We start from the raw sequence: 11,861 nt of genomic DNA on the forward strand, positions 1-11,861 counted from the left end.
TTATTATTTTTCTAAATAGATAGATAAAAAGAATAAATATTGTAGAATACGGACTATGATAGTGAATGAAATGTTAATATTTTCTTTTTCCCAACAAGAACTTAATGCCATTTATTTAAGCCTAAAAATTGCCAGTATAGCGGTCTTATTTGCGTTGCCTTTTGCCATTGGGGCTGCGTGGTTGTTGGCTCGAAAAGAGTTTTGGGGTAAGCATTTATTTAATGGCATTATCCATTTGCCGTTAGTCTTGCCCCCTGTGGTGATCGGTTATCTTTTGCTGATTTTAATGGCAAAGAAAGGGGCGATTGGGCAATATTTGTGGCAGTGGTTTGAGTTTTCGTTAAGTTTTTCTTGGAAAGGGGCGGTGCTTGCTTCAATGGTAATGGCTTTTCCGTTGATGGTTCGCTCTATTAGGTTAGCCTTTGATGCTATTGATCCAAAATTGGAGCAGGCGGCGAGAACCTTAGGGGCAAGTCCATTAAGAGTGTTTTTTACACTTCATCTTCCGCTCTCTTTTTCGGGGATTATTGCAGGGGCGGTGTTAGGTTTTGCTCGTTCGTTAGGGGAATTTGGGGCGACCATTACTTTTGTGTCCAATATCCCTAATCAAACCCAAACTATTCCTGCGGCACTTTATACGTTTATTGAAACCCCTGACGGTGAAATGGCGGCTGCTCGGCTTTGTGTGATTGCGATTGTGATTTCGTTAGTGGCGTTATTTTTTTCTGAGTTATTGTCACAACGTCAGCAACGTTTCCAACAAATTAAGGGACAGTAATGGCACAATCTTTGCAACTTAAAGTTAAACATCGTTTAGGAAACTTGGATTTAGCTGTTGATGTGGCGTTAAATGCTAAAGGGGTGACGGCAATTTTTGGTCGCTCTGGGGCAGGGAAGTCGAGTTTAATTAATCTTATCGCAGGGCTAGTTACACCAACGGAAGGGCGAATTGTGTTAAATGGGCGAGTGTTGTTTGATGATCGCCAGAAGATAAATTTGCCGCCTGAAAAACGTAAGGTGGGCTATGTTTTCCAAGAACATCGCTTATTTCCGCATTATCGAGTTGAGGCGAATTTAAAATATGGCTGTAAGCGGTTTGATCAGGCGAATTTTTCACAATTAGTTAAATTGTTGGGGATTGAACATCTGTTAGATCGTTTCCCGATCAGCTTGTCTGGTGGTGAAAAACAACGTGTGGCGATTGGGCGTGCGTTGTTGAGCGAGCCAGATATTTTGTTGATGGACGAGCCTCTTTCAGCTTTAGATTTACCGCGTAAGAATGAGTTGATGGACTATTTGGGGCGGTTGGCAAAAACGGTGGATATTCCGATTTTGTATGTAAGCCATAGCCTTGATGAGGTTATTCGTTTGGCGGATAATTTGTTGTTGTTGGAAGAGGGGAAGGTGGTTGCTTTTGATAAAACGTTGAATGTTTGGCATAGCCCAGCCTTTTCTGCGTGGCAGCCTGAAGCTCAGCGATTGAGTTTACTTGAGCTGCCTGTTGTCGCTCAAAATCCTTACCGTATGCAAGGGCTGGCATTGGGACAACAGTTAATTTGGGTTACGGAACAGCCTCGCTATCAATTAGGGGATTTAATGCGAATTAGCATTGGTAGCCAAAATGTTTCTATTACCCTGTCTAAACCTGAGCAAAGTTCTATTCGGAATATTCTGCAAGGGCGAATTTGTAAAATCGAGCCTCAATCTGACCGCTATGATATTGCCGTTGAGGTGGAAGCTCAAGAAATTTGGGCGAGTATCAGTTTGTGGGCGTTTGATGATCTGTGCTTGCAAATAGGGCAGATGGCGTATTTGCAGGTTAAGAGTGTGGTGATTTAGATTAGATTCTTAATTTTTCTATATATTTGAATGGTATTTTTTATTTACCAAGCTATAAAGGAGTTTGATAAGCAACAAGGCTACATTTAAAAATAGCTATTACGAGGTCGCTGTAATTTGCGATAGATCAAAAAAATATATATTATCTTCTTATTATTTGTTACTATAGTTGAGAGTTTACACTCAATTGTTACTGATTATTTTTGAGGAACATAATATGGCATACACATTACCTGAGTTAGATTATACCTATGATGCATTAGATCCGTATTTTGATGCAAGAACAATGGAGATTCATCACTCCAAACACCATCAAACCTATATTAATAATGCAAATATCGCATTAGAGGCATATCCTGATTTACTAGGACAATGTCCAGGAAAGCTGATCTCAAATCTTGAGCAAGTTCCTGTAGAAAAACGAGTAGCTGTGCGTAATAATGTAGGAGGACATGTTAATCACACGTTGTTTTGGAAAGGGTTAAAAACTGGTACGACCTTACAAGGAAAACTCAAAGAGACCATAATACGGGATTTTGGTTCTGTTGAAACATTCCAAGAACAATTTGAGCTGGCTGCTACCACTCGTTTTGGTTCTGGATGGGCGTGGCTAGTACTAGAAGATGGAAAGTTATCTGTAGTATCGACAGCTAACCAAGATTCTCCATTAATGGGTAAAGATGTAGCTGGTGTGTCTGGTTATCCAATTTTAGGTTTAGATGTATGGGAACATGCATATTACTTAAGTTACCAGAACCGTCGTCCTGATTATATTAAAGCATTTTGGAATGTGGTGAATTGGGACGAAGCAGCCAGACGTTTTGAATCCCAAGCATAACGCAACTGTGAGTAGTGTATGGTTGCTAATGAATATTTTAAATTATTCTTAGCAACTCTTTTTATTTAAAAAAATCCTTTATAAACATAACATTATGTCTTTTCGTTAATCCTGCATGATGCGATAATTTCTCTTTAAGTTGTCCGAATAAATTTTCAAGTCTATTTGTCGTTTTTTCGATATTTAAATCACTATACTTTTCATAGGTAAATAATCCATATAATGTTTAAAACTATGATAAGCACTTCTTACATTCCGATGTTTATAAGGATAATAACTCTTTTTGTTCGATTTATCTGACCGTTCTTCTAAAACGCTTGATGTTTTAAATACCAATAATGTAAGGGGGCGTATTAGATTAGCAAGTATGTTAGTCTATAAAAATGAAAATAACTCATTGTAAATTAAAGAAATCTATACAAAAAAATCTCCTTGAATTTTTTGTATTAGAAGTCACTGTCCGTTCTGCGGCAAATTTGTTAGAGATAAATGATAACTCTGCTGCACTGTTTTACCGCAAAATCCGCGAGGTTATCAGCTATAATTTAGCACTTGAAGCAGATGAAGTATCTGACGGACAAATTGAGCTGGATGAAAGCTATTTTGGTGGACATCGTAAAGGAAAACGAGGTCGTGGGCGGTGGAAAAGTGGCTGTTTTGGGGATATTGAAACGGCAAGGAAAAAGTATTTACTGTGGTGGTCAATGATACGCAGACAACAACGCCAATGCCTGTTATAGCAAGGAAAATCAAGCCTGATAGCTGGGTTTATACAGATACTTACCATAGTTATGATGCCCTTGATGTAAGTGAATTTCACCACGAACGAATTAGCCATTCGGAGCTGTTTACAGTGAAACAAAATCACATCAACGGCATTGAAAATTTTTGGAGTCAAGCTAAGCGGATACTCCGAAAATATAATGGAATTGACCGAAAAAGTTTCCCTTTATTCTTGAAAGAATGTGAATTTCGGTTTAACTTTGGGGCACCAAAAGAGTGACTTAAAATGTTGAGAAAATGGTGTGAAATTTAGGACTAATCTAATACAGCCCCACTATTTTTATAACTATACAATTGTTTTTAGATACCATAAGACACAACAAATTTTATTTCATAAATGTGTCTAAATTAAATGCTGTCTGTTTTTGCAAAACAGCCTGTGCAATAGTGACTAATTTACGCATTAAAGCCGTGATAATCACCATTTTAGGTTTGCCGCATTCAAGCAATCGCAGCACAAACGAGCGATATACGCTGTTTTTGTAGCTGCCAAAGGCAAAGTTCATTGCAGGGCAAAAGAGTGCCTTACGAATGTCGGATTGCCCGATTTTTGAAATACCAATAACGGTATTTAAACTTTTCCCCGAACTTTTAATCATCGGGGTTAAACCTGCAAAAGTGGCGGCTGCTTTCGCGTTTTTAAAACGATTTCCATCACCTAAATGGGCAATCAGTTGAACGGCGGTTGCAAAGCCAATAGCAGGAATAGTGCAAAGTAATTTTACATTGTTTTTCAATGTATTATCTGCATTAATGCACTGTTTAATTGTTTTTTCCAAAGCCTTAATTTGCGCTTTGATGAAGGCAATCATCTGCTGTGTTGAAGCAATGCAATCGCTGTCAAGCAACATTGTTAGCCGTGTTTTTTCTTGTGCCAACTGTTTTTTCAGGTGGTCAAGTTGGCGATTTTTACGCAACAATTCCCGTTGAGCAGGTGAAATTGGCTGATAAATCGGTAATTTATGACGCTTTTCATCGGCATAATCAGCAAGCATTTTTGCGTCGATTTTGTCGGTTTTAGAGCGTAAATTATCGGTTTTCGTGAAATTTGCACTGCATTTAGGGTTAATCACGCTAACGGTGATTTGCTGTTGGAACAGAAAATCTGCCAAAGCTTCGTGATAAATATTGGTGGCTTCCATCACGCAGTGAAAAGTTTCACCAAATGTATTGAGCCATTGCATAAGTGATTGAAATCCTTCTGGATTATTTTTAAACACTTTATGCTTATGTTTGCCATTTTGTAATTTAATGGCAACATCAAATTTAGCTTTGGCAATATCAATGCCAACGTAATATAATGGGTTATCCATTTGACCTCCAAACCTTGTGAATGCGGGCTACGGAAAACGTGCCTGAGATACCATTCGGGGTGATAGTGGATGAGAAAGTAGGCTTATATCTACACTACGTGCTTAATGGCACAAGGGGCGAAGCAACTCTACTTTCTCTATAACCCCATTATGAAGGTACTCGTAATGGGGTTTTCTTTTGCCCATATTCTAATACAAGGGGCGAACCGATGTGTTCGCCCTTATTAAAATGTAGATAATATTGTGGGCGGACACATCGGTCCGCCCCTACAGCTAGATAAGAAGGATGCCCTATGCAACAATACAAACACGACTTTATCGAATTTGCCTTAAGCCGAAATGTACTTAAATTCGGCGAATTTACCCTGAAATCAGGCAGACAAAGCCCTTACTTCTTTAATGCAGGATTATTTAATACTGGCAGAGATCTTGCCAAATTGGGCGAATATTACGCCAAAGCGATCCAAGCTAGCCAAATTGATTATGATGTACTATTCGGACCTGCTTACAAAGGCATTCCGATTGCAACTACTGTCGCGGTGGCATTAGCAAATCAATTTGATGTAGATAAGCCTTGTTGCTTTAACCGTAAAGAAGTTAAAGATCACGGCGAAGGTGGAAATCTTATCGGTAGCCCGTTAAAAGGCAGAGTTTTATTGGTGGACGATGTAATTACCGCAGGCACGGCAATTCGTGAATCAATGGAAATCATTCAAGCCAACAATGCAACCTTAGCGGGTGTGATGATCGCGTTAAACCGTAAAGAAAAAGGCAAAAGCGAACTCTCAGCAATCCAAGAAGTAGAACGTGATTACGGCTGTCAGGTTTTCTCTATTATTGATTTTGATGATCTTGTTAGCTTCTTAGAAAGATCAGCGCAATATACTGACTATTTGCCAAAAATGAGAGAATATCGCGAGAAGTATGGTATTAAATAATCGGTTTAAAATTTAACAATATACTGAAAGATTGTTGTTTTGCGTCTATTTTTGTAAATATTAGTGACTATTTTATGTAAGCAACTTTTTAAGGCATAGTAGACAAAATGGTCACTATGCCTATTACAGGCGTAATAGATAAATTTGTTGCTAAAAAGTAGCTTAAAGCCTTATAGTACAAGACTTTAAGCCTTCTTTTTGAAATATGAATAAAAAACCTGTCCTTTTTGCCTTAAGAACAATATCCAAAAGTATGGAAAGAAAAATAATATTCAGAGATACTTTTGTTCGTCCCGCCATAAAACTTTTTCTTTCACAAAGAAAAAGTTTTATGACATTCATTACAAAAATAACGTTGAATATTATTTCTTATACCATGTTTGCGGATATCGCTACTGTGGCAAACTAGCTATAATAAAAACGGCATTTTAAGTGCCGTTTCTATTTCTATGGTTAAGATCTTTTCATAATCTCAAAAAACTCATCGTTGGTTTTTGCGACCATCAATTTATCAATAAGGAACTCCATTGCTTCCACTTCACCCATTGGGTTAAGGATTTTGCGTAAAATCCACATTTTTTGTAATTCATCTGGGCTTGTGAGTAGATCTTCTTTACGCGTGCCTGAACGGTTAAAGTCAATCGCTGGGAATACACGGCGTTCTGCAATTTTGCGAGAAAGGTGTAATTCCATATTACCTGTTCCTTTGAACTCTTCAAAGATAACTTCGTCCATTTTTGAACCTGTATCCACAAGTGCCGTTGCAATAATGGTTAAGCTACCGCCTTCTTCTACGTTACGAGCAGCACCAAAGAAACGTTTTGGGCGGTGTAAAGCGTTAGCGTCCACACCACCAGAAAGAATTTTACCAGACGCAGGGGTTACTGTGTTGTAAGCTCGTGCTAAACGTGTGATAGAGTCTAATAAAATAACCACATCTTTTTTATGTTCGACTAAACGTTTCGCTTTTTCAATTACCATTTCGGCAACTTGAACGTGGCGAGTTGCAGGTTCATCAAAGGTTGAAGCAATTACTTCGCCTTTCACAGAACGTTGCATTTCAGTTACTTCTTCCGGGCGTTCATCAATTAATAAAACAATTAATTCGCACTCAGGATAGTTATGGGTAATGCTTTGAGCAATGTTTTGAAGTAAAACGGTTTTACCTGCTTTTGGTGGTGCAACGATCAAACCACGCTGACCTTTACCGATTGGTGAAGCCAAATCTAAGATACGCGCAGTTAAATCTTCTTTTGAACCATTACCACGCTCCATACGCAAACGTGAGTTAGCGTGAAGTGGCGTTAAGTTTTCAAAGAGAATTTTGCTACGAGAAACTTCAGGTTTGTCATCATTAACTAAATCTACTTTGAGCAATGCAAAGTAACGTTCGCCTTCTTTCGGTGGGCGGATTTTACCTTCGATTTTGTCACCAGTTTGAAGATTGAAACGGCGGATTTGACTTGGGGAAACATAGATATCATCAGGGCCTGCAAGGTAAGAACTATCGGCAGAACGGAGGAAACCAAAACCATCAGGTAAGATTTCTAACACGCCTTGACCGAAAATGTCTTCACCACTTTTTGCGTGTTGTTTCAAAATGGCAAAGATAATATCTTGTTTGCGTAAGCGAGCTAAGTTTTCTAGCCCCATTTGTTCTTCACCGATACGGACAAGTTCCGATACGGGTGTATTTTTTAACTCTGTAAGATGCATAGAAATAATAATTGTGTTATTTAAAGATTGGATTAAAACAGGTTAATTCAGATTTGTTTGTATGAATTGTGGTGGCGGAGAATACAGCGAAAAGGAAAATTTTGCAAATTTTTTCTGCCTTATTACCGCTTGTTTGTGTGAAAAAGGGTAAAATAGTTGAAAAAAAGGGAAAAAATGGCTGATAATATCAACGAAGTTCGCTTGGATAAGTGGCTATGGGCGGCACGCTTTTACAAAACTCGTTCAATTGCAAAGGCGATGATTGAAGGTGGTAAAGTCCATTACAATGGGCAACGAGCTAAAACCAGTAAAATTGTCGAAGTCGGGGCAACAATTAAATTACGCCAAGGCAACGATGAAAAAGAAGTTGTTGTCACTGCGTTGAGCGATCAACGACGTGGTGCACCTGAAGCACAACTACTTTATCAAGAAACGGAAAAAAGTATCCAAGAACGAGAAAAAATCGCCTTTGCCCGTAAAGCAAATGCGTTGTCGATGCCACACCCAGATCGTCGCCCAAATAAAAAAGAGCGACGGGATTTGATTAAATTTAAATATCAAGAGAACGATTTGTAATTACTTAAATCGTCCCCATATAGCTTTTGTAATGGCGGTGATTTTTCTCACCGCTTGTATTTTATGAAGGATTTTTAATGACAACTTACACACAAGATAACGATAAACTTTATCGCTTTTTATTTGAAAACCGTGCGGTGCGTGGCGAATGGGTTCGCTTAAACGACACCTTTACGGAAACTTTAAATACCCACCACTACCCAACAGCAGTACAAAATTTGCTGGGTGAAATGTTAGTGGCAACCAGTTTATTAACGGCAACACTCAAATTTGAAGGGACAATTACCGTTCAAATTCAAGGTGACGGAGCGTTAAAATTAGCGGTGGTAAACGGCAATCATCAACAACAATTTCGTGCTTTAGCTCGTGTTGAAGGTGATATTGCGGATAACGCAACACTTGCTGAAATGGTTGGAAATGGTGTTCTCGTTATTTCGATTATTCCAGAAAAAGGTGAACGTTATCAAGGGGTTATAGCCTTAGATAAACCTACTGTTAGTGAGTGTTTAGAAGACTATTTTGCTCGCTCAGAGCAGCTCGCTACACAGCTTGTGATCCGTGTTGGTGAATATCAAGGTAAAGCCGTTGCAGGTGGAACATTATTACAGATCGTTCCAGATGGCACTGGTTCACCAGACGACTTTGAGCATTTGGCGACATTAACTTCGACGATCAAAGATGAAGAGCTATTTGGTTTAACGGCAGAAGAACTACTCTATCGTTTGTTCCACGAAGAAACAGTAGAAGTTTATCAACCACAGTCCACAGAGTTTAAGTGTGGTTGCTCAAGAGAGCGTTCAGGGGCGGCGATTTTGTTACTGCCTAAAGAAGAAATTGCAGAGATGTTAGCCGAAAAACAAGGGGTAATTGATATGCAGTGCGAGTGTTGCGGTACGCAATATTTCTTCGACCAAAAAGCGATTGATGAATTAAAAGCGGATAGTTAATTTGAACGACAAGCGGTAAGATTAGTAAAACATTTTGCAAATCCTACCGCTTGTAACTTAGGAAAATACAATGAGCGAACAGCAAATATTACGCCAAGTTGTACTCGATACTGAAACTACGGGGATGAATTTCAATGGTGCTCCGCACATTGGACATAACATCATTGAAATTGGTGCAGTCGAAGTGATTAACCGCCGTTTAACTGGGCGGACTTTTCACGTCTATATCAAACCGCCAAGGGAAGTCGATGCAGAAGCAATGCAAGTTCACGGTATTACCAACGAAATGCTGGCAGATAAACCTGCATTTGCTGAAATTGCCGATGAATTTATTGAATTTATCAAAGGGGCGGAACTAATTATTCATAATGCGCCCTTCGACGTAGGATTTATCGACCACGAGTTTTCCTTTTTGCCGAATCCCCCTGAAAAAGTAGCACAGATGTGTACCGTCACGGACAGCTTACAGCTTGCTCGTAAGATGTATCCAGGGAAACGTAACAATTTAGATGCGTTATGTGACCGCTTGGGGATTGATAACAGTAAACGTGTCCTGCACGGTGCGTTACTGGATGCGGAGATCTTGGCTGATGTGTTCCTGATGATGACAGGCGGTCAAATTGCCCTTATTGGTGAAGACGAACACGAGCAAGTAAAAACATCTTCAGCAGAGCAAGTTTACCAGCCATTAACTATCGATACCTCTAACTTGATTGTATTAGCCCCTGATGAAAAGGAATTGGCAGAACATCTTAAATATCTTGAGTTGATAAATAAAAAATCAAAAGGAAATTGTCTTTGGACGAGAGAATTGGCGACAGAAAACACGACATTGAATTAAAAAGAGAGCGTTTTGTATAGTAAAAAGACAATCAATAAATTTTTTCAAAAAAGTGTTTGACGGTAGAGAACGAAATCATTAATATACGCCTCGTTCGCTGCGGAGTGGTAGTTCAGCTGGTTAGAATACCTGCCTGTCACGCAGGGGGTCGCGGGTTCGAGTCCCGTCCATTCCGCCAACTAATTTAAGAAGCATATAGAAAGCCAACCATATATATGGTTGGCTTTTTATTTAGACTATCTATACGTAGTAACAGATATAGGTGTAATAGACAAATTTTATTTATACATCATAAGTCGTCGATGCCGTATTTCCACCACGTCCCGTCCAGTTGGTATGGAAGAACTCGCCACGTGGTTTGTCGGTACGCTCATAAGTATGTGCACCGAAGTAGTCACGTTGGGCTTGAAGTAAGTTTGCTGGCACTCGCTCAGAGGTATAACCGTCTAAGAAAGTGATTGCACTTGCCATACAAGGCATCGGGATACCCACTTCGATAGATTTCGCTACCACTTTACGCCAGTCGCTTAATGCGTTTTCTAAAATGCCTTTGAAGTACGCATCTGAACCTAAGAACACTAAATCTGGGTTCGCTTCGTAAGCATCACGAATGTTGCCTAAGAAACGGCTACGAATGATACAACCTTCACGCCATAATAACGCTGTTGCACCGTAGTTGATGTCCCAACCGAAGTTTTCAGACGCTTCACGAATAAGCATAAAGCCTTGTGCGTAAGAGATAATTTTTGATGCTAATAACGCTTTACGCACCGCTTCGATCCAAACTTGTTTGTCGCCTTCAACTTTGCCAATGGTTTTGTTGAACAATTTAGATGCAGCAACACGTTGATCTTTGAATGAAGATACACAACGAGCAAACACTGACTCAGTGATTAAGGTTAATGGAATACCGAAATCTAATGCATTGATCCCCGTCCATTTACCTGTACCTTTTTGACCTGCGGTATCAAGGATTTTTTCTACTAATGGTGTGCCGTCTGTATCTTTGTAACCTAGAATATCGGTCGTGATGTCGATTAAGTAACTGTCAAGTTCAGTTTTTTTCCATTCAGAAAAGATTGCTTGCATTTCATCATAGCTTAAACCTAAACCGTCTTTTAAGAACTGGTAAGCTTCACAGATTAACTGCATATCGCCGTATTCGATACCGTTGTGTACCATTTTCACGAAATGACCGGCACCTTCTTTGCCCACCCAGTCACAGCAAGGCTCGCCTTTGTCGGTTTTTGCTGAAATCGCTTGGAAAATCGGTTTCACATATTGCCATGCTTCTTCATTACCACCTGGCATAATCGAAGGTCCGTGACGCGCGCCTTCTTCACCGCCTGACACACCCGAGCCGATAAAGCGAATACCTTTTTCCGTTAACGCTTTCACACGGCGGTTGGTATCAGGGTAATTCGAGTTACCACCATCAATGATGATGTCGCCTTCTTCTAAGTGTGGTAATAATGCATCAATAAATTGATCAACCACTTCACCTGCACGCACCATTAACATCACTTTGCGTGGTTTTTCTAATTTCGCGGCTAAATCTTCTAAGGAATACGCCCCGATAATATTTGTACCTTTCGCCGCACCTTCTAAAAACTCGTCCACTTTTGACGTAGTACGGTTATACGCCACGACTTTAAAGCCGTTGTCGTTCATATTTAAAATAAGGTTCTGACCCATTACCGCTAAACCGATAACGCCGATATCGCCTTTTACTGACATTTTTTGCTCCTGTTGGGTTGTTGAATACTTTATTGTTTTGGGGCTAATGTGATTAGCCCCTACAGTTTTTATATCTAATACACATTGTAGGGGCAAATCATATTTACCCCGAATTCCGTACCAATTTATTTTAGAGCTAATGTGATTAGCCCCTACAGTTTTTATATCTAATACACATCGTAGGGGCAAATCATATTTGCCCCGAATTCCGCACCAATTTATTTTAGGGCTAATGTGATTAGCCCCTACAGTTTTTATATCTAATACACATCGTAGGGGCAAATCATATTTGCCCCGAATTCCGTACCAATTTATTTTAGAGCTAATGTGATT

11 protein-coding genes, 1 tRNA gene and 1 pseudogene are annotated in these 11,861 nt (G+C 39.5%); 9 read left to right on the plus strand and 4 right to left on the minus strand.

The features are described from left to right. The first annotated feature begins 76 nt into the window (after window positions 1–76). From modB to J1G47_RS07470, 4 genes and pseudogenes are all read left to right on the plus strand, one after another. Window positions 77–778: a molybdate ABC transporter permease subunit gene (gene modB, locus J1G47_RS07455; protein ID WP_035491186.1), complete on the plus strand. Its 702-nt coding sequence runs from the start codon at window positions 77–79 to the stop codon at window positions 776–778. Then, window positions 778–1,839: a molybdenum ABC transporter ATP-binding protein ModC gene (modC, locus tag J1G47_RS07460; protein WP_005714155.1), complete on the plus strand. Its 1,062-nt coding sequence runs from the start codon at window positions 778–780 to the stop codon at window positions 1,837–1,839. The genes modB and modC overlap by 1 nt, the downstream gene beginning before the upstream one ends. A 217-nt stretch (window positions 1,840–2,056) precedes the next feature. After that, on the plus strand, window positions 2,057–2,677 hold the full coding sequence (gene sodA, locus J1G47_RS07465) for a superoxide dismutase [Mn] (protein WP_005714158.1): 621 nt from the start codon (window positions 2,057–2,059) through the stop codon (window positions 2,675–2,677). 383 nt (window positions 2,678–3,060) lie between these two features. Beyond that, a pseudogene (locus tag J1G47_RS07470) lies at window positions 3,061–3,680 on the plus strand (IS1595 family transposase). A gap of 106 nt (window positions 3,681–3,786) precedes the next feature. On the opposite strand, the gene J1G47_RS07475 reads toward J1G47_RS07470, so the two are convergent. After that, a complete protein-coding gene (locus J1G47_RS07475) occupies window positions 3,787–4,773 on the minus strand; it encodes an IS110 family RNA-guided transposase (RefSeq protein WP_005714908.1) in 987 nt (328 codons plus the stop codon). Window positions 4,774–5,066: 293 nt separating this feature from the next. Here J1G47_RS07475 and pyrE point away from each other — a divergent pair, with 293 nt between their 5' ends. Continuing rightward, on the plus strand, window positions 5,067–5,711 hold the full coding sequence (pyrE, locus tag J1G47_RS07480) for an orotate phosphoribosyltransferase (protein WP_012621936.1): 645 nt from the start codon (window positions 5,067–5,069) through the stop codon (window positions 5,709–5,711). A gap of 313 nt (window positions 5,712–6,024) precedes the next feature. Here pyrE and J1G47_RS12315 read toward each other — a convergent pair whose 3' ends face one another. Together J1G47_RS12315 and rho are read right to left on the minus strand one after the other, a co-directional pair. After that, the gene (locus tag J1G47_RS12315) at window positions 6,025–6,099 is read right to left on the minus strand and encodes an IS1/IS1595 family N-terminal zinc-binding domain-containing protein (RefSeq protein WP_416037106.1); all 75 of its coding nucleotides are present in this window, start codon (window positions 6,097–6,099) and stop codon (window positions 6,025–6,027) included. Between the two features lie 65 nt (window positions 6,100–6,164). Next, window positions 6,165–7,427, minus strand: coding sequence for a transcription termination factor Rho (rho, locus tag J1G47_RS07485; RefSeq protein ID WP_005714322.1), 1,263 nt, complete (start codon window positions 7,425–7,427; stop codon window positions 6,165–6,167). A 174-nt stretch (window positions 7,428–7,601) separates the two neighbouring features. On the opposite strand from rho, the gene hslR reads away from it, so the two are divergent. The 4 genes from hslR to J1G47_RS07505 all read left to right on the plus strand — a co-directional run bounded on the left by hslR (window position 7,602) and on the right by J1G47_RS07505 (window position 9,969). Next, entirely contained in the window at window positions 7,602–8,003 is a 402-nt protein-coding gene (gene hslR, locus J1G47_RS07490) for a ribosome-associated heat shock protein Hsp15 (protein WP_010787073.1), read from the plus strand. A gap of 77 nt (window positions 8,004–8,080) precedes the next feature. Next, window positions 8,081–8,950, plus strand: coding sequence for an Hsp33 family molecular chaperone HslO (gene hslO / locus J1G47_RS07495; protein WP_012621940.1), 870 nt, complete (start codon window positions 8,081–8,083; stop codon window positions 8,948–8,950). Between the two features lie 70 nt (window positions 8,951–9,020). Beyond that, window positions 9,021–9,791 (plus strand): DNA polymerase III subunit epsilon, encoded by a 771-nt coding sequence (dnaQ, locus tag J1G47_RS07500; protein ID WP_012621941.1) that lies wholly within the window; start codon window positions 9,021–9,023, stop codon window positions 9,789–9,791. 101 nt (window positions 9,792–9,892) lie between these two features. After that, window positions 9,893–9,969: transfer RNA gene (locus tag J1G47_RS07505), tRNA-Asp, on the plus strand. Window positions 9,970–10,073: 104 nt separating this feature from the next. Here the strand turns inward: J1G47_RS07505 and gnd are convergent. Beyond that, on the minus strand, window positions 10,074–11,528 hold the full coding sequence (gene gnd / locus J1G47_RS07510) for a decarboxylating NADP(+)-dependent phosphogluconate dehydrogenase (RefSeq protein ID WP_010787070.1): 1,455 nt from the start codon (window positions 11,526–11,528) through the stop codon (window positions 10,074–10,076). Between the last annotated feature and the right edge of the window lie 333 nt (window positions 11,529–11,861).

It is taken from the genome of Glaesserella parasuis, from assembly GCF_017352235.1.
Lineage (GTDB): Bacteria > Pseudomonadota > Gammaproteobacteria > Enterobacterales > Pasteurellaceae > Glaesserella > Glaesserella parasuis.